At 63.6% G+C, this 17,863-nt stretch carries 21 protein-coding genes; 13 read left to right on the top strand and 8 right to left on the bottom strand.

Annotated features, from left to right (window positions below; translation table 11 throughout):
- Nucleotides 1–199: 199 nt before the first annotated feature.
- Nucleotides 200–1,384 carry a formate-dependent phosphoribosylglycinamide formyltransferase gene (gene purT / locus ACVOMB_RS13110; protein WP_481531575.1) on the bottom strand — a complete coding sequence of 395 codons (1,185 nt, stop codon included), beginning with the start codon at nt 1,382–1,384 and terminating at the stop codon, nt 200–202.
- A 261-nt stretch (nt 1,385–1,645) separates the two neighbouring features.
- On the opposite strand from purT, the gene ACVOMB_RS13105 reads away from it, so the two are divergent.
- From ACVOMB_RS13105 to ACVOMB_RS13075, 7 genes are read left to right on the top strand one after another with little or no spacing between them, the layout of a single operon-like run.
- The gene (locus tag ACVOMB_RS13105; RefSeq protein WP_481531574.1) at nt 1,646–2,527 is read left to right on the top strand and encodes an SPFH domain-containing protein; all 882 of its coding nucleotides are present in this window, start codon (nt 1,646–1,648) and stop codon (nt 2,525–2,527) included.
- Nucleotides 2,528–2,549: 22 nt separating this feature from the next.
- The gene (locus ACVOMB_RS13100; RefSeq protein ID WP_481511105.1) at nt 2,550–2,834 is read left to right on the top strand and encodes a hypothetical protein; all 285 of its coding nucleotides are present in this window, start codon (nt 2,550–2,552) and stop codon (nt 2,832–2,834) included.
- Nucleotides 2,831–3,010, top strand: coding sequence for a type II toxin-antitoxin system antitoxin (locus tag ACVOMB_RS13095; protein ID WP_481531573.1), 180 nt, complete (start codon nt 2,831–2,833; stop codon nt 3,008–3,010). The genes ACVOMB_RS13100 and ACVOMB_RS13095 overlap by 4 nt, the downstream gene beginning before the upstream one ends.
- Nucleotides 3,007–3,189 carry a DUF4177 domain-containing protein gene (locus ACVOMB_RS13090; RefSeq protein ID WP_481508888.1) on the top strand — a complete coding sequence of 61 codons (183 nt, stop codon included), beginning with the start codon at nt 3,007–3,009 and terminating at the stop codon, nt 3,187–3,189. The genes ACVOMB_RS13095 and ACVOMB_RS13090 overlap by 4 nt, the downstream gene beginning before the upstream one ends.
- Nucleotides 3,189–4,484: an alpha/beta hydrolase gene (locus tag ACVOMB_RS13085; protein ID WP_481531572.1), complete on the top strand. Its 1,296-nt coding sequence runs from the start codon at nt 3,189–3,191 to the stop codon at nt 4,482–4,484. The genes ACVOMB_RS13090 and ACVOMB_RS13085 overlap by 1 nt, the downstream gene beginning before the upstream one ends.
- Nucleotides 4,481–5,050 (top strand): PH domain-containing protein, encoded by a 570-nt coding sequence (locus tag ACVOMB_RS13080; protein ID WP_481531571.1) that lies wholly within the window; start codon nt 4,481–4,483, stop codon nt 5,048–5,050. The genes ACVOMB_RS13085 and ACVOMB_RS13080 overlap by 4 nt, the downstream gene beginning before the upstream one ends.
- A gap of 9 nt (nt 5,051–5,059) precedes the next feature.
- Nucleotides 5,060–5,872 (top strand): M15 family metallopeptidase, encoded by an 813-nt coding sequence (locus tag ACVOMB_RS13075; protein WP_481531570.1) that lies wholly within the window; start codon nt 5,060–5,062, stop codon nt 5,870–5,872.
- Between the two features lie 198 nt (nt 5,873–6,070).
- On the opposite strand, the gene ACVOMB_RS13070 is transcribed toward ACVOMB_RS13075, so the two are convergent.
- From ACVOMB_RS13070 to ACVOMB_RS13050, 5 genes are all read right to left on the bottom strand, one after another.
- A complete protein-coding gene (locus ACVOMB_RS13070; protein ID WP_481531569.1) occupies nt 6,071–6,745 on the bottom strand; it encodes a DNA-3-methyladenine glycosylase family protein in 675 nt (224 codons plus the stop codon).
- Nucleotides 6,746–6,748: 3 nt separating this feature from the next.
- Nucleotides 6,749–7,120, bottom strand: coding sequence for a DUF423 domain-containing protein (locus tag ACVOMB_RS13065; protein WP_481531568.1), 372 nt, complete (start codon nt 7,118–7,120; stop codon nt 6,749–6,751).
- Between the two features lie 98 nt (nt 7,121–7,218).
- Nucleotides 7,219–8,358 carry a polyketide cyclase gene (locus ACVOMB_RS13060; protein ID WP_481531567.1) on the bottom strand — a complete coding sequence of 380 codons (1,140 nt, stop codon included), beginning with the start codon at nt 8,356–8,358 and terminating at the stop codon, nt 7,219–7,221.
- A gap of 336 nt (nt 8,359–8,694) precedes the next feature.
- Nucleotides 8,695–9,336 carry a response regulator gene (locus ACVOMB_RS13055; protein ID WP_057630117.1) on the bottom strand — a complete coding sequence of 214 codons (642 nt, stop codon included), beginning with the start codon at nt 9,334–9,336 and terminating at the stop codon, nt 8,695–8,697.
- Nucleotides 9,336–10,535, bottom strand: a complete 1,200-nt coding sequence (locus tag ACVOMB_RS13050) for a sensor histidine kinase (RefSeq protein WP_481531566.1) — start codon at nt 10,533–10,535, stop codon at nt 9,336–9,338. The genes ACVOMB_RS13055 and ACVOMB_RS13050 overlap by 1 nt, the downstream gene beginning before the upstream one ends.
- A 149-nt stretch (nt 10,536–10,684) precedes the next feature.
- On the opposite strand from ACVOMB_RS13050, the gene ACVOMB_RS13045 reads away from it, so the two are divergent.
- The 5 genes from ACVOMB_RS13045 to ACVOMB_RS13025 are packed head-to-tail and all read left to right on the top strand — an operon-like array spanning nt 10,685 to nt 13,681.
- Nucleotides 10,685–11,275 (top strand): GNAT family N-acetyltransferase, encoded by a 591-nt coding sequence (locus ACVOMB_RS13045; RefSeq protein WP_057630113.1) that lies wholly within the window; start codon nt 10,685–10,687, stop codon nt 11,273–11,275.
- Between the two features lies 1 nt (nt 11,276).
- Nucleotides 11,277–12,053: a septum site-determining protein MinC gene (minC, locus tag ACVOMB_RS13040; protein WP_481531565.1), complete on the top strand. Its 777-nt coding sequence runs from the start codon at nt 11,277–11,279 to the stop codon at nt 12,051–12,053.
- A 32-nt stretch (nt 12,054–12,085) separates the two neighbouring features.
- On the top strand, nt 12,086–12,895 hold the full coding sequence (minD, locus tag ACVOMB_RS13035) for a septum site-determining protein MinD (protein WP_481517372.1): 810 nt from the start codon (nt 12,086–12,088) through the stop codon (nt 12,893–12,895).
- Nucleotides 12,896–12,897: 2 nt separating this feature from the next.
- Nucleotides 12,898–13,149: a cell division topological specificity factor MinE gene (minE, locus tag ACVOMB_RS13030; protein ID WP_057630107.1), complete on the top strand. Its 252-nt coding sequence runs from the start codon at nt 12,898–12,900 to the stop codon at nt 13,147–13,149.
- Between the two features lie 40 nt (nt 13,150–13,189).
- Nucleotides 13,190–13,681 (top strand): hypothetical protein, encoded by a 492-nt coding sequence (locus ACVOMB_RS13025; RefSeq protein WP_481531564.1) that lies wholly within the window; start codon nt 13,190–13,192, stop codon nt 13,679–13,681.
- A gap of 121 nt (nt 13,682–13,802) precedes the next feature.
- On the opposite strand, the gene ACVOMB_RS13020 is transcribed toward ACVOMB_RS13025, so the two are convergent.
- Nucleotides 13,803–15,083, bottom strand: coding sequence for a sensor histidine kinase (locus ACVOMB_RS13020; protein WP_481531563.1), 1,281 nt, complete (start codon nt 15,081–15,083; stop codon nt 13,803–13,805).
- Entirely contained in the window at nt 15,080–15,772 is a 693-nt protein-coding gene (locus ACVOMB_RS13015; RefSeq protein ID WP_481531562.1) for a response regulator transcription factor, read from the bottom strand. The genes ACVOMB_RS13020 and ACVOMB_RS13015 overlap by 4 nt, the downstream gene beginning before the upstream one ends.
- Before the next feature lie 180 nt (nt 15,773–15,952).
- Between ACVOMB_RS13015 and ACVOMB_RS13010 the strand changes: the two genes are divergently transcribed.
- On the top strand, nt 15,953–17,683 hold the full coding sequence (locus tag ACVOMB_RS13010) for an ArnT family glycosyltransferase (protein WP_481531561.1): 1,731 nt from the start codon (nt 15,953–15,955) through the stop codon (nt 17,681–17,683).
- Nucleotides 17,684–17,863: the final 180 nt, after the last annotated feature.

Below are 17,863 nucleotides of genomic sequence, written 5' to 3'. Positions count from 1 at the left end.
TGGGAGCGGCATTAGCCGCGAAGCTGATAGATCATCAGATGACGATGCATCCCGCTACTGCAACATTGCCAGCTTCGCGGCTTACGCCGCTCCCACAAGCTCGCGACTAACTGCTGGCGTGGGAAATGCATCAGAGCGGCGAAGCACTCCCCCTCCCCAACCCTCCCCTTGCCTACGGCAAAGGGAGGGAGCAGAGCGCTCAGCGCAATTCAATTCCAATCGCCGCTGCCGCATCACGCGCGATCGCACGCGCCTGATCCACATCGGCAGCCCGTGCCAAGGTCACACCGACGCGACGCTGGCCCTGCACCATCGGCTTGCCAAACAGGCGTAGCGCCGAGTCCGGATGGATCAGTGCTTCGGCGACGTTGCTGAAGAACGGCACGCCATTGCCCTGCGCCAACATCGCGCACGATGCCGATGCACCGTTGTGACGGATGCCCGGGATCGGCAGGCCAAGAATGGCGCGTGCATGCAGTGCGAACTCGCTCAGCTCCTGCGATACCAAGGTCACCAGACCGGTATCGTGCGGACGCGGCGAGACTTCGCTGAACCACACCGCATCGCCCTTCACGAACAACTCGACACCGAACAGGCCCCACCCCCCCAGGTCCTCGGTGATGGCGCGGGCAATCTGCTGCGCGCCGTCCAGCGCCTTGGCCGACATCGCCTGCGGCTGCCAGCTTTCGCGGTAGTCGCCGTCCTTCTGCAGGTGACCAACCGGATCGCAGAATGCAGTGCCGCCGGCGTGGCGCACGGTCAGTAGAGTGATCTCGTAGTCAAAGTCGATGAAGCCTTCGACGATGCAACGGCCGGCACCGGCGCGGCCGCCGGTCTGCGCGTACTCCCAGGCTGGGCCGATGTCGGCTTCGCTGCGCAGTGTGCTCTGGCCCTTGCCGGAGGACGACATTACCGGCTTGACCACGCACGGCAGGCCGATGGTGGCGACGGCTTCGCGGTACTCGGCTTCGGTATCGACAAAGCGATAGGGCGAAGTCGGCAGGCCCAGGGTTTCCGCGGCCAGGCGGCGGATGCCTTCACGGTCCATGGTCAGGCGCGCGGCACGCGCAGTCGGGATCACCCGCAGGCCCTGCTCGGCTTCCAGCTGCACCAGTGTCTCGGTGTGGATGGCCTCGATCTCCGGCACCACCAGATGCGGCTGCTCCTGCGCGATCAGCGCCTTCAGCGCGGCCGGGTCGAGCATGTCCAACACGTGGCTGCGATGCGCGACCTGCATGGCCGGGGCATTGGCGTAACGGTCGGCGGCGATCACTTCCACCCCGAAGCGCTGCAGCTCGATGGCCACTTCCTTGCCCAGTTCGCCCGAACCAAGCAGCAGTACGCGGGTGGCGGATGGGGACAGCGGGGTACCGAGGGTGATCATCAGGCAGGTCCGGGAGGGCGCTAAAGAGGATGCATATTCTAGGCAAGCCGGGCCACGGAGGGGCGGTCCCGTAGCCGGGATAAGCAGCAGCGGACCCGGGGAATGGGCGGAATGGCGCAGCGGCGATGAGGTGGCCCGCACTAGCCGCTGGAGCGACGGCGCTTACCCGGGTCCTGCTCGGGCTACGTCCCAATGACAGAACCACTTGCATGTTGATATCAATTTGATATCTTTCACATCAACTACCACGGAAGATGTGCCATGAAAGAGAAGTCCATCGGTTCCATGACCGGCATTCCCACCCTGCTTGGCACCCTCCTGATGATGCTTGCGGGCGCCATCGCAATCATCGCAGCGATCGTCGTCACCAAGAATGGCACCGGTGGCGGCGGGCCGATGGTGCTCGGCGGCATCGTGCTGGTGATCGTCGGCATCTTCCTCAGCTGCGGCCTGTACATGGTCCAGCCCAACCAGGTGGCCGTGATCAGCCTGTTCGGCAAATACGTCGGTACGGTCAAGGAAAACGGCCTGCGCTGGAACAACCCGTTCTTCAGCAAACGCGCCGTCAGCCAGCGCGTGCGCAACTTTGAAAGTGGCAAGCTCAAGGTCAATGAACTGGACGGCTCGCCGATTGAAATCGCCGCGGTCATCGTCTGGCAGGTGGTCGATGCTTCCGAAGCGGTCTACAACGTCGACGACTACGAGAGCTTCGTGCACATCCAGTCCGAGTCGGCGCTGCGCGCGATGGCAACCAGCTATCCCTACGACCAGCACACCGAAGGCCAGCTTGCGCTGCGCAGCCACGCCGCCGAGATCTCCCAGCACCTGAAGGACGAACTGGCCGAGCGCCTGGCCGATGCCGGCGTGCAGGTACTTGATGCCCGCATCAGCCACCTCGCCTACGCACCGGAAATCGCCCAGGCCATGCTGCAACGCCAGCAGGCCAGCGCAGTGATCGCCGCACGCACGCAGATCGTCGCCGGCGCCGTCGGCATGGTTGAGATGGCACTGCTGGAACTGCAGAAGAACGCCGTCGTCACCCTCGACGAAGAGCGCAAGGCGCACATGGTCAGCAACCTGTTGACCGTGCTGTGCTCGGACCGTGGCACCCAGCCGATCGTCAACGCCGGTTCGCTGTACTGAACAATGTAATGAGGTAATCGTAGTGAATGTTTTCGCCCCCCTGATCATCGCCGCCACCGGCATCCCCGCTCTTTGCTTCGCGGTGTGGAGCGGGCGCCCCGGCACCGCACACGCACGCGGGCTGGGCCTGCGCTGGGCCTTGATCGCGCTGTGCATGTTCGTGGCTGCCACCGGCGTCTACCTGGCCGGTGACAACCGCAACATCGCCTACGGCGTGATCATCGCGCTGGTGGTGGCGGTCAATGCGCTGGGCATTTCGCTGGTGCTGCATCTACGTCGCGGCAACAACGGAGCACCCCGCCGGTGAGCGAGAAGAAGGCCTATCCGCTGCGCATCAACGCTGATGTTCTGGCCGCGACCCAGCGCTGGGCCGATGACGAGCTGCGCAGCCTCAACGCGCAGATCGAGTATGTGATCCGCGACGCCCTGCGCAAGGCCGGGCGCCTCCCCAAACCTGAGCAAGAACCCAAGGAAGAGCAATGAGCACGCAGTGGAAATACCTCGTCGTCGAACTGAAAACCACCCTGATGGGCAGCTTCAAGGCAGAGGCATTGCAGGAAGAACTGGACAAGCAAGGCCGGCTTGGCTGGGAGCTGGTCAACGTGGTCCACGCCACACCAACCATCTCCACCCCCACCCTGGTTTTCAAGAAGGCACTGTGATGAAAGCCTTGAGCGGATTGATCACAGCAGCGATTCTTTCCCTCGCCGGCAGCGCACATGCTGCCGACCCGGCCAGCTTGGCCAACCAGCTACTGGACCGGCTTGATGCTGGCCAGTACACGGCTGCCGAAGCTGACTTTTCGGCACAGATGAAAGCAGCAGTACCGGCAGACAAGCTCAAGGCGGTATGGGAGTCGCTGCCCGCGCAGATGGGCGCAGCTGGTCCACGTGGCGAAGCTGCAACCAGCGAAGCCGACGGCTTCCGCATCGTCGTCATTCCACTGCGTTACGCCAATGGCGCCCTGCAGGCACGTATCGTGCTGGACAAGGACGACAAGGTTGCCGGCTTCCTGGTGCAGCCAGCAACCGCCGCACCGGCACCACCGCCTGCCGCTGATGCCAGTTTCATCGAACAGGACTTCAACGTGCCAGCTACTGGCAGCGGCAGCGCGCCACTGCCGGGCACCCTGACCCTGCCCAAGGGCAAAGGCCCCTTCCCTGCCATCGTGCTGGTGCACGGCTCCGGCCCGCAGGACCGCGATGAAACCATCGGCCCCAATCGTCCGTTCCTGGACATAGCGCGCGGTCTGGCAGCGCAGGGCATTGCCGTGCTGCGCTACGAAAAACGCAGCCACGCGCGTCCACAGGATTTCAAAGGCAGCTTCAGCATCGATGACGAAACTATCGACGATGCAGTCGCTGCGGTAAGCGCGCTGGCAACCGGCGCCAACATCGATCCTCGCCACATCTACCTGCTGGGTCACAGCCAAGGTGGATTGCTGGCCGGACGCATCGCCAAGGCCGCCAATGGCAAGCTGGCTGGGCTGGTGCTGCTCGCCGCACCTGCGCGCCCCATCCTCGACCTGCTGGCCGAACAGAACCGCTACATGCTCGGCCTGGACGGTACGATCAGCGCCGAGGACCAAGCCCAACTCACTGCGCTGGATGCAGCCATCGCTGCAGTGCGCAGCAATCCGGACGCCCGCTTGATGGAAGTCCCCGGACGGTTCTGGCAGCAGTTGGAAGCCGTTGACCCCATCGCCGATGCGCGCGCCAGCAAGCTGCCGGTGCTGTTGTTGCAAGGCGGTCGTGACTTCCAGGTGATCGATGCCGATTGGCAGCTGTGGAACAAGGGGTTGCAAGGCGAACGCTACCGCTTGCAGCACTACCCGGCGCTCAATCACCTCGGCATCGCAGGGGAAGGCAAGGGCTCATTGGAAGAGTACGCACGCCCGGGCCACGTCGATGCAGCGCTGATCAACGACATCGCACAATGGATCAAGGCACGGCCATGAGCGGTCGCAACACCACCACTGCATCAGCACCGTTCAAGGTCGCTGCACCGACCAGCTCGCTGTTGTTCTGGTTGTGGTCGCCGATGCTGCTGGTACTCAGCATTGATCCCCTGATCCAACTGTTCGCGGGCAAGCCGCCGTTGAACGGCTCGTTCAACTCCTGGGGCGGCTGGCTGGTACTGCCGCTGGTCGGTGTCGCATTGACCCTGGCTTACCGGCGCCGCGAGCTGCGCGTAGAACCGCAGCAACTGACCATCGCTGCCACGCTGTACACGCGGCGGGTGCCACTGAGCTCGATGTGGCTCGACCGTGCGCGCGTGGTCAATTTCGCCGAAAACCCAGACTTCAAGCCGGGCATGAAATCCAATGGCTTCCAGTTTCCCGGATTCCGCGCCGGCCACTTCCACATGAAGGGTGGCGGCAAGGCGTTCTGCCTGATCACCGACGACAGCCGCGTGCTGGTGATCCCACTGCGCGACGGCAACAGCGTGCTGGTCAGCCCCGAGCAGCCGCGCGCCCTGCTGGATGAACTCAGGCGACTGGCCGACAGCGGTGCACGGGCCTAAGCTGGCCGCATGCGCAACGCTCCCCACATCCTGCTCAACACACCCGACATCGAAATCTGGCCAGGCGGCCTGCTGCGTGCACGCAGCAGTGACGATGCCCGCGTACTGGCACGAGCAACGCACGTACTACGCCGCAAGCGCGATGGCCGTTATCTGGCTGCGCAGCTGCATGGTGGACTGATGCCCCTGGTGACCCGGCTGGCGGACGAGCCCGGCATCGACTTTGCGTTGACCGCGCTGGAAGCCCTGCGCACGCAGCCATCGCGTATTCCACCGCCGAGCGGCAGCCTGCCGCTACATCAGCTGCATCTGCATCTGCAGCAACTGGATCTGGATGCCGACGCCTATGCCGCACAAACCGGATTGCCGCTGGTCGCTGAACCGGCGCATCTGCGCCTGGCCGGTTTTGATCGCTACCGTCGTCCGCTCTGGTTGACCGGCGGTGCAGCGCGCGGCTGGCAGCGCATGCAGCAGGCAGCCGCCATTGATGGCGTCGCGCTGGATGCGATCTCCGGCTATCGCAGCCATGACTATCAGCTCGGTATTTTTGAACGCAAGCTGGCGCGCGGCCTGAGCGTGGACGAGATCCTCACCGTCAACGCCGCCCCCGGCTACAGCGAGCACCACGGCGGTGACGCACTGGACATCAGCACACCGGGCGAGCCGCCGGCCGAGGAATCCTTCGAGCAGACTGCCGGGTTCACCTGGCTGCAGCAACGCGCAGCAGGTTTCGGCTTCCACATGAGCTACCCGCGCAACAACCCACACGGCATCGTCTACGAGCCCTGGCACTGGTGTTATCGCAGCGCTGCGTCGCTGTAGGTGCGGCGGTAGGAGCGGGGTCAGCCGCGAAGCAGGCGGCAACTGGGCCGCCGCGTGACACCGCACTCTGGGCCGGCGTCCAGCACGAAGCCAAAAACCAGCGCTCTCGTGCAGGCACGGATTTTCTGTTCTGAAGATCTACCGGCTTCGTGGCTTACGCCGCTCCTACAAAAAGAGCGGCCTCCATAACGTTGCCACTCAGTCCTGCGAGCGATTGGTCTTCTGCTTGGGCTCGGTGCTGAAATCGGCGATGCGCCATAGATACAGGCTGGCCCAGGTGCGGTAAGGGCCCCAGCGCTCGCCGCGCTCGGCCAGGGCCTTGGGCGTCAGCATCGTCTCGCTGCCATCCACGCGCTGAGCGCCTTTGCGGATACCCAGGTCATCGACAGGCAGGATGTCGGGGCGGCCGAGGCGGAACATCAACATCATCTCCACGGTCCAGCGGCCAATGCCGCGCACCGCCACCAAGGCGTCGGTGATGGCCTGATGATCCATCACCGACATCTGCCGTAGGCTCGGCAGTTCACCCGCGCTCTCGCGCCGGGCCAGGTCGCGTAGCGCCAAGGCCTTGTTGCCGGATACACCACAAGCGCGCAGACCAGAGTCATCAATCAGATCAAGACTTGCGGCATGCAGACGCTTGCCGCCAATTGCTGTTTCCACCCGCCCGACTATCGTCGAGGCGGCCTTGCCACTGAGCTGCTGGAACAGGATAGCCCGCGCCAACGCATCTACCGGATCGAACGAACGCGCCCAGCCTTGCGGCGCTGGCAACGGTCCAACCCGGCGCATCCAGCCGGCCAGACGCTTGTCCACCCGCTGCAGGTGCGCCTGCGCATCATCGACATCGAAGCCGCGCCGGTAGCGGGGCATGACTCAGCGGCGCAAGGCACTGAGTGCCAGCAGCACCCAACCGCCCATCAAGGTGATGCCACCGGCCGGTGCCAGCGTCGTCGGCCACTGCATCAGCACATTGCCGACCAGGCTGCCGGAGAACAACAAGGTACCAACCAGCAATACATACAGCGCACCTCGACCCAACTGGTTCACCGAGGACGCACCCAATCCCACCAGCACCACGCCGTGGCCAAACGCGTACAAGGCCGCGGTGTTCAGATGCGACTGCGCCAGCGCCTCGCTCACCCCATGTGAGGCATAGGCCGACAAGCCGATTGCCGCCGCCGCCAACAGGCCGCCGCAGAAGGCCAGAAACGAGGGTTTACGCGTACGCCGTTCCACTCCCAACATCTCGCTCTCCAATCAATCCCGTAAACGCTGTCCATAAAAAAAACGCGCCGCTGGAAGCGGCGCGTTTTCTCGATCAGATCATCGACAACAACCGATGATTACTTGACCGCCCAGTACAGGTCGTAGGAACCATCGACGGTGAAGGCCTTGGCCACACCACCCTTCCACGACTCATACGGACGATCGACAACTTCGTTACCGGTGGTGGTAGCCCATGCACGCAGGCCGTTACGGGCCAGGTCCAGGCCAGCCATGTGGCCGGTGTAGGAAGCAGATGCGGCACGGTGCGGCGCGGCATGCACGTAGGTCACCGGGTTGCCCGCGGGGATCTTGACGCTCAGCTCAGGCGCATCACCAGCAGCAACCGGTGCGGCAGCAACGGCCGGAGCGGCAGCTTCGCCGTCCTTCTTGTCGGCAGCCGGAGCAGCAGCGCTGCCCTTGCGAACCGGCAAAGCCACGTCGAAGGCGTACTTCTCAGCACCGAAATCGGTGGTGACGATACGCACCGGACCAGCAGCAACCAGACCATTGGCATCCATCGTGCGCTTGATCCATTCCATGTTGTCGTCAATCGACTTCTGGATGGCATCGTTGTTGCGATCGATGTTACCGGCGTTGACCACCAGCAGGTTCTCAGCCGGCACCTGGACAACCTTCAGGTCAGTCAGCGGTGCTTCGGCAGCGGCGTAGTCAACGTTCGGCACCGAGGCCAGCATGTTGGCCATGCGCGACAGACCCAGCTTCAGGTCGTCACCGATGTGACGGCTGACGTACAGGCCGGCGTAACGACCAAACAGGTCGAAACCGTACTTGACGCTGTAGTCCTGGGTGATCTTGACGTTGCGATCGTTCTTGCCGGTCGGCTCGAGCGTGAACGAGGTCACCTTGTCGCTACCGCGGGTCGGATCTTCGATGGCAATCACGACGCGCTTGTTCTTTTCGCTATCGGTGATTTCCCAGCTGCCCTGGCCCAGGTCCTTGGAGGCATAGTCCATACGGGCGCCCTTGCCGGCGTCCGGGCCGCTGAACTTCAGCTCCACGGCTTTGTCGCGCAGCACAAGCGGATTCCAATCCTTGAAGCGGCGCAGGCTGTTGACCGTGTCATACACGATCGTCATCTTGCGATTGGTTTCGATGCTTTCAGTAATGTGGCGCTCGCCCGGCAGACACACGCCAATGAGGACAAACAGGCCAGCCACGATCCCCAAAGCGATCAGGAACTCGATAATACGGGTCATTCAGGAGTCTCCGGGGCCGATCCCACGGCCGGGTTGATTTGAAGGGAAGCCCCCATCCTAGCAGGCTTTCCGCAGGTTGTTCAGCACATTTGGCGCACCGGTTTCCATTACCAGAATGCGCTATCTCAATCGATAGGCCGCAGGGTAGCGTATCAACCACCAACCCTACGCGCCTTCAGCCGATAGCTTGGACTGTACTTCGTCCGTAGCGGCGCTATTTTCCACTGTGAATGGTGCCCAGCACCAGTACCGGAAGCATCTTTCCGCAAATCGCCCGCCGCATCCTCACCGGCGCCGGGCGCCGCATTCATCCAGGCCATATCAGCCTTACCCAGCTCAGACCAACTGCAGCTCAAAGGCCTTGAGCACGGCGCGGGTGCGGTCACGTACCCCCAACTTGGAAAGAATGTTGGAGACGTGGTTCTTGATGGTGCCCTCGGCCACACCCAGGGAGTTGGCGATCTCCTTGTTGGAGAAGCCACTGGCCATCAGCCGCAGGATCTCGGTCTCACGGTCGGTCAGCGGATCTGGCCGGTCCAGGCTGACGAACTCGTTGCGCATGTGTTCCAGCCCCGACAGCAGGCGCTGGGTCACCGCCGGCTGCACCAGCGAGCCGCCGTTTGCCACGGTACGGATGGCACCCACCAGCTGCTCCAGGGTCACATCCTTGAGCAGATAGCCCTTGGCGCCAGCCTTGAGCCCGGCCAGCACCAGCTGGTCATCGTCGAAAGTGGTCAGGATGATCGAAGGCGGCAGCGTGCCGGCACGGCTCAGCGTCTGCAGTGCTTCCAGCCCGGACATCACCGGCATGCGCATATCCATCAGCACCACATCGGGCTGCACCTGCGGAATCACTTCCACCGCCTGGCGGCCGTCGATGGCTTCGGCTACCACCTCGATGCTGTCATCCAGCGCCAGCAGCGAACGGATGCCCTGCCGGACCAGGGTTTGGTCGTCGACCAGACAGACACGGATCATCAATTCACTCCTTGTGGCCCTGAAGCCAACATCATATTGGTAACCAGTGGCAGGCTGGCGCGAAGACGGAAACCCTCACCGCTTCGTGCCGATACGTCCAGCACACCCCCATACTGCGCCAGCCGTTCGCGCATGCCGCGCAAGCCGTTGCCGGGCATTATTTCCTCGAAATCGCCACCGATGCCGTCATCATGCGCGCTGATAACCACCTGGGCGGCGTCCCGCTCAACACTGATCCACAGATTGCGGGCGCCGGCGTGGCGCACCGCATTGGTGATGATTTCCTGCGTACAGCGCAGCAGCACATGGGCGCGCTCGGGATCTTCAACGCTGAACGGATCATCGATCTGCAGGTGGATGGCCAGCGACGGCACCCGCTCGGTCAACGGCCGCAGCGCCGCCGCCAGGTCGATTGCCCCACTCTCGCGTAGCTGGCTGACCGCCTCGCGCACGTCGGTCAACAGCAGCTTGGCCAGGGTATGCGCCTGCCGTACGTGCTCCTGCGCCTGACCCTCGGTGATATGACCGGCCACTTCCAGGTTCAGGCTCAGCGCGGTCAGGTGGTGGCCGAGCAGGTCGTGCAGTTCGCGGGAAATACGGGTGCGCTCGTTGACCCGGGCACTTTCTGCCAGCAGCAGCCGGGTGGCGCGTAGCTCGGCGTTCAAACGTCGCTGCTCCTCGCGCGCCTGGGTCTGCTGCCGCGCCACCAAGCTGGTGACAAAGATGAACATCGAGAAACCGCCGTACAGCAGCGACTGCAGCAGCGCCTCGAACAGCGGCAGGCCCAGGATCAGGTTATAGACAGGCAACACCGCCAGCTGGCTCAATACCAGCCAGATGACACCCACCCAGCGGCTCAGCAGCCACGGGATCACCCCGGCCGCGACCATCATCAGGATGCTGCCCAGGCCGGTGGCGGACAGATAACTGACCACCAGCGCTGAAACCGTCAGCAACAGCAGCGCCAGCCGGTCGTACCAGCTGGTATGGCCGGCGGCATTGAGCCCACGGGTCAGCCAGAAGTAGCAGCCTCCAAAGGTCAGGTAAGCCACGAACAGCCAGATCGCCTCCCCGGCGGCAGGCTGCAACACGCCTTCCTCCGGCGCGTACTGGGTGTAGATCAGGGGCAAGCTGACCAGGGCCCAGGTAAACAGGCCGGCCAGGCGGAGGACTCGGGTATGGCTGAGGTATCCCAACATGCGTGCATGGTAAGGACCCGGCCGCCCCAGCGCCCTCCCTCGGAAGTCATGCATGGCGACTTTCGGTGGTGGCTCGCCCGGCTCACGCCACCCATGCGATAATCGCGCCACAGCCCTTTGGGCCGACCGCGATACCCCACGGAGTCACAATGTCGATTGTTATCCGCGACGTGCGCGAGCACGAGCTCGATTCCGTCCTGGCACTGAACAACAACGCTGGTCTTGCGATTCTTCCGCTGGATGCAGCCAAGCTCCGCCGTTTCTATGAAACCGCCGAATACTTCCGGGTTGCCGAACGCGACGGCAACATGGCCGGTTTTCTGGTCGGCTACGGCAGCAACAGTGCCCATGACAGCTGCAACTTCGCCTGGTTCCAGCAGCGCTACCCCAGCTTCTTCTATATCGACCGCATCGTGGTGGCCAGCCGCCGCCGTGGTGGTGGTGTCGGCCGCGCGTTCTACGCCGATGCCCAGAGTTACGCTGAGCTGCGCTACCCGCAGATGGCCTGCGAGGTTTTCCTCGACCACGGCGCCGATGCCGCCCTGCTGTTCCATGGCAGCTTCGGTTTCCGCGAGGTCGGCCAGAACACCATGCCCTCGGTCGATGTACGGGCCAGCATGCTGCTCAAGGATCTGTGCAGTTACGAGTGGGTAAAAGAGACCTATGGCGACAACCTGCCCGACGTTCCCTGGGTAGGCAACACACGCCGGCTGCTGCAACAGCGGCCGACCGGAACCTGAGATGGCAGTGAATTTGGATTACGAACAGGCTGGTGAACTGAAAATCGGGCAGGTCGGCATTGCCAACCTGCGCATCCGCACCCTCGATGTGGAGCGCCTGGCCCAGGAAATGCGCGAACGCGTGGCGCGCGCGCCCAAGCTGTTTGGTCGCGCGGCGGTGATCCTGGATTTTGGCGGTTTGAGTCAACTCCCAAACCTGGCCACCGCACAAAGCCTGGTCAACGGCCTGCGCGACGCCGGCGTGCTGCCGGTAGCACTGGCCTATGGCACCAGCGAGACAGAGACTTTGTCGCAACAGTTGGGGCTGCCGGTACTGGCCAAGTTCCGCGCCCAGTACGAACCCGTCGAAGCAGAACCGGCGCCAGCGCCAGCTGCCAAGCAGAGCAAACGCGCCGCAGTCGCAGTAGCTGCCCCGGCCACGCCGGCCGCCGCTGACGGTGCCGCAGTGCAGCCAGGCAAGATGCAGCTGGGCACGGTGCGTTCGGGCCAACAGCTTTACGCAGAGAACTGCGACCTGACCGTACTCTCAACGGTAGGTGCGGGCGCCGAGGTCATCGCCGACGGCAGCATCCACATCTACGGTACGCTGCGTGGCCGCGCATTGGCCGGTGCCCAGGGCAACACCAGCGCACGCATTTTCTGTCGCGACTTCCACGCTGAACTGGTCGCGATTGCAGGACGGTATAAGGTACTGGACGATATTCCGGACAACCTGCGCGGCAAGGCCGTGCAGGTGTGGCTGGAACAGGACCAGATCATGATTGCTGCGCTGGATTGACGCAGCTCACAACCACATTCAGGAGAGATCCTTTGGCTGAAATAATCGTAGTCACTTCCGGCAAGGGTGGCGTTGGCAAGACCACCTCCAGCGCAAGCATCGCCTGCGGCATCGCGCGGCGCGGCAAGAAAGTTGCCGTCATCGACTTCGACGTCGGCCTGCGCAACCTTGACCTGATCATGGGCTGCGAGCGCCGGGTGGTGTACGACTTCGTCAACGTCGTCCACGGTGAGGCCACGCTGAAGCAGGCCCTGATCAAGGACAAGCGCTTTGACAACCTGTTCGTGCTGGCTGCCTCGCAGACCCGCGACAAGGACGCCCTGAACAAGGAAGGCGTGGAGAAGGTCCTCAAGGACCTGGCCGCCGACGGCTTCGACTACATCATCTGCGACTCCCCGGCCGGCATCGAGAAGGGCGCGTTCCTGGCGATGTACTTCGCTGATCGCGCCGTTGTCGTGGTCAACCCGGAAGTGTCTTCGGTACGCGACTCGGACCGCATCATCGGCCTGCTCGACTCCAAGACCGCCAATGCCGAAGCCGGCAAGGCCGTGCCGGCCTACCTGCTGCTGACCCGCTACAGCCCGGTCCGCGTCGAAAGCGGCGAGATGCTGAGCATCACCGACGTGGAAGAAGTGCTGGGGCTCAAGGCCATTGGCGTCATCCCCGAATCGGGCGACGTGCTCAACGCCTCGAACAAGGGCGAGCCGGTCATCCTGGACACCGAATCGCCGGCCGGACAGGCCTACGATGACGCCGTGAGCCGCATCCTGGGCGAAGAGCGCCCGATGCGCTTCATCACCGTGGAGAAGAAGGGCTTCTTCAGCAAGTTGTTTGGAGGATAAGCATGGGACTGCTCGACTTCCTGAGACAGAAGAAGACCACCGCCGAAACGGCGAAGAACCGCCTGCAGATCATCATCGCGCAGGAACGCAGCACCCGAGGCGGCCCGGACTACCTGCCGCTGCTGCAGCGTGAGCTGCTGGAAGTGATCAAGAAGTACGTCAACATCGACGCCGACGCGGTCCGCGTGGACCTGGTCAAGGACGGCGCCAACGACGTGCTGGACATTTCCGTAGCCCTGCCCGACGACAAGTGATATCAGCCCGGCGGCCTCGGCCGCCGGGACTCAAACAGCCGTGAACGAAACCCCTGCCAACGAACCAACCCGGCCCGTGCTGTGCGTTGGCGATATTCAGTGGACCGACGCTGCGAGCCTGCTCGCGCGCCATGGCCTGCGCCTTAACCATGTTGCCGCTGGCAAGAAGATTCCCGGCAGTTATTGGGGCGAGCCCGAGGCCGGCATCATTGCCTGCGATGTCTACGTGCGCGACGACACTCCTGTGCATTCGATGCTGCACGAGTCCTGCCATCTGATCGTGCTGCCGCCCGAGCGCCGCGCGCAGGTGCATACCGATGCCACCGACTCGGTACCCGAGGAAGACGCCACCTGCTACCTGCAGATCGTGTTGGCTGGGCAATTGCCCGGCGTAGGCAGCGCGCGGCTGATGGCCGACATGGACAGTTGGGGCTACACCTACCGGCTGGGTTCAACCCAGGCCTGGTTTGAGCAGGATGCCGAGGATGCCCGCAGCTGGCTGATCGAGCGCGAGCTGCTGCCGACCGAATAGTCTTGTAGGAGCGGCGTAAGCCGCGAGGCTGGCCATCTCAGACGACCGGCAACATTCGTATCTGATGGCCTATCTGCTTCGCGGCTTACGCCGCCCCCCCCACAACGACAACCCCTGCCCCTTACCGCGGCTTGGAACTGCTCATATCCAAGGTGACCCGGGTGCCCCGCTCCGGCTGCGAATGAATTTCCAGCTGCCAGCCAAGGTGATCGCATAACCGCGCGATCAGATCCAGACCAATGCCCGCACCGGGATTGCGCTCACCCTTGGTCATACGCGCATACACCTGCGCAACCTCTTCCGGGCTCATGCCATGACCCGGATCTTCAATGGTCAGCACCGCGTTGGCGGAGATTCCCAACCGCACCACGCCGCGATCACTGTTCTCGATGGCATTGCGCAGCAGATTGCCAACCGCCGCTTGTACCACCGCCATCGGCGCAAGAATCGGGCATGGTGCAAGCTCCACCAGCACAAGCTCCAGCTCCTTGCCCTTGGCCAGGTAGCGATGGTCTTCGGTGATCTCCGGCAACAGCTCATCCAGCGCCACCAGCTCGCTCATCGCAGCCAGCTTGGCCGGATCACGCGCAAGCACCAGCAACAATTGGATCAACTGCTCCATGCCCGCGGCGGTACTGCGCACCCGCTGCAATTGCTGACGCGCGCGCTCGGGCAAGCCCGGCTGCTCCAACGCGAGCTCGGCAGCACCACTGATAACTGCAATCGGCGTACGCAACTCATGACTGGCGGTACTGATGAACGCGCGTTCGCGTTCGACGAAGTGCTCGTTGCGCTGCAGGTAGTCATTCAATGCGCCGGCAATCACTTCCAGCTCGGTGCTGCCGCGCTTATCCACCCGCACCTGCTGGCGGCGACGCTCCGGTCGCAACTCGGCGATATCCTGCGCCAACACTGACAGCGGGCGTACCAACCGGGTCATGCCTACCCAGGCCATCAACAAGGTCACCAGCAACAGACCGATGCCAGCAAGCAACGCCCAGCGGGTGACAAAGTGCTCAAGCTCACCGAAATCGGTGATATCCAATGCCAATACCACCCGCCCGAAATCGCTGGTATCGCGCACCATCACCGCCGCCTGCTTGCCGCCCAGCAAGGCGCCGTCATGCAGGCCGGGGTGCAGCTGCGCCAGTTCTTCAGGAATCCCGCCTGGTTCGCTGCCGGTGTAGAAATGCAAGGTATCCGAGTCCTGCCAGTGGTATGCAGGATCCACCCGCATCTGGCCGATGATGCTGTCCAGCTCGGTGTTCAACAGCGAGCGCCAAACCGCGTGCTCGGCATGTTCATGCACATAGTTGGCGGCACTGAACACAGCCAGCGTTATCAACGCCACGTACACAGCCAACCAGCCCAACAACTTGCGACGCAGGGTGCGGCGTTTCATTGCGTGCTTTCCACCACCGGTGCAGACAGGCGATAGCCCACGCGCGGCAAGGTCTGCAACAGCTTCTGCTCGAACGGGCCGTCTACTGCGCGGCGCAGCTCATAGATATGTGAGCGAAGCATGTCGCCATCCGGTGGCTCATCGCCCCATAGCGCGTATTCCAGCTGATTGCGGGTGACCGCGGCCGGGCTGGCGCGCATCAACACTTCCAGCAGCTTGCGGCAGGCCGGGTAGAGATGCAGCACTTGACCACCGCGGCGGGCCTCAAATGTAGCCATGTCCAGACTCAGGTCATGGACCTCCAGCCGCTTGCGTGGATTGCGCCCATGCGTACGCGCCAGCACCGCTTCAAGCCGCACTTCCAGTTCCGGCAGCGCGAATGGCTTGGTCAGGTAATCATCGGCGCCAGCGCGGAAGCCGGTGATTTTGTCCGGCAGCTCGTCGCGGGCGGTAAGCATGATCACCGGCACTTCGGAGCGGAACTCCTCGCGCAGCTTGCGCAGCACTTCCGGCCCTTCCATCCGCGGCAGCATCCAATCCAGCAGGATGGCGTCATAACTCTGGGTACCCGCCAGATGCAGGCCGGTGATGCCGTCCGGGGCGACGTCCAAGGTGTGCCCACGCGCTTCGAAATAATCGAACAGGTTGGCGATCAGATTGCGATTGTCTTCAATGACCAGCAGCCGCATGCGGGCGTAACCTTGCTGCCCCGGGCCGAGGCATTACCGACGTATCCTAGCGCCGCTGCCGTCGAATTGTCGTCGGAATGGCCTCCAAACCTGCAACGCTGCGTTCGCGGCGCATGGTTTCGACGCGTTTCCAACGCCATCTGCGTCATCATCCTGCCAGCCTTTGACACCGAGCCGCCTGTGCGCCCAAATCCACTGCGTTCTTCCAGCACGAAACTATGGTTTGCCATCCTCATCGCGCTGGTCATCGCCAGCCTGCTGGCTGGGCTTGGCATGCGCTCCCCGGCCCCACCTGACGAGCCACGCTTCGTGTTGGCCGCACGGCACATGGTGGAGACCGGGCAATGGCTGCTGCCGCACCGCGGCAGCGAGTTGTATGCGGAAAAGCCGGCCACTTTCATGTGGATCCAGGCGGCCACCTACAAGGTCATCGGCGATTGGAACCTGTCCTTCCTGATTCCCTCCCTGCTGGCAGCCCTGCTCACCCTGTGGCTGACCTGGGACATGAGCCGGCGGCTGTGGAACCGGCAGATCGCCCGCTATGCGGTGGTCGGCCTGTTCGTCTGCATCCAGTTCGGGCTGATGGCCAAGCGCGCACAGATCGACATGGTGCTGGTCGGCATGACCACGCTGGCGCTATGGGGATTGGTACGTCATCTATTGCTTGGCCCGAACTGGTGGGCGCTGGCCCTGGCTGCTTTCGCGGCCGGTGCCGGCACTGTCACCAAGGGCGTTGGTTTCCTGCCGCTGCTGATGTTGCTGCCGTGGATGGCCTGGCGCTGGCGTCACCCGCAGGCCGCCGGGCCGGGCCGCAGCTGGGGCTGGTGGCTGCTACTGCCCGCCTTCCTGGCCGGCACCGCGATCTGGCTGGGCCCACTGGCCATCGCCCTGCTGCAGAACCCTGACCCGCACCTGCAGTCCTACGCCAAGGAACTGCTGTTCAAGCAGACCGGCACCCGCTACGCCAACGCCTGGCACCATCACCAACCGTTCTGGTATTACCTGCAGGTAATGGCCACGCTGTGGCTGCCAGGCAGCCTGCTGGCACCTTGGCTGCTACCGGCCTGGTGGCGCCGTTGCCGCCGTGCCGATCCACGCTACATCCTGCTGCTGGGCTGGGCGTTGCTGGTGTTGGTGTTCTTCAGCGCCAGCCCGGGCAAGCGCGAGGTCTACATCCTGCCGATGCTGCCGGCCCTGGCCATAGCCGCGGCACCGTTGCTGCCGGGCCTGCTGCGCCGCACCGGCGTACGCTGGCTGTTGCTGCTGTACGTGCTGCTGCTGGCGGTCGTCACACTGGTGGTCGGCTATGGCGCAGTGCACGGTGATGGCTGGGCCCAGCGCAGTGCGATCAAGCGCGCGATCGACCCGTGGGTGCTGCCGCAGATCGGCTGGTGGCTGATCGGCTTTGGCGCCGCCTCGCTACTGTTGGTGCTGGTACTGCGACTGCGCCGCGCCGGGCTGGCGGTGGTGCTGACCACGGTACTGCTGTGGTCGATGTATGGGCTGGGCGCAATGCCGGCGCTGGATCCCTACAGCTCCGCCTCGCTGGTGATGGACAAGGCGCGTGCGCGCATCGGCCCGGATGCCGAACTGGGCCTGGTCGCCTGGCGTGAACAGAACCTGCTACAGACCCATCCACAGGCTACCGACTTCGGCTTCAAACGCCCGGTCGCCGAACAATGGGAGGACGCAGCGCGCTGGGTAAATGAAGACCCACAACGGCGTTGGCTGTTCGTGCTGGACAAGGCGATGACGCCCTGCGCAGACAAGAGCCAGATCATCGACATCGGCAGCGCCAACCGCAACAACTGGCAGCTGCTGCCCGGCACCGCCCTGCAGGCCGACTGCGTTGCCAGGACCCATGGCGTCGTGGCCGGCGGCGAAGGCGCGCTGGAGAGTGACGGCGACTGACGCGGGCTTGTTGATGCGGGCTTGTTGAAACAGGCGTAAGAGTGGCTGTGGCGAAGCACCCACCGCAGCCACTCTTACGTTTCAGCCCCTATCGTCAAACCGGCGGCCAAACTGAAACGCCGACATAATCTCGACATCGTTCCGACCTGTCTCCGACATGTCTCGGCACAGCATGGCCGC

It is taken from the genome of Stenotrophomonas sp. STEN018 (assembly GCF_056760235.1).
This window is presented reverse-complemented; position numbering and strand designations above follow the sequence as displayed.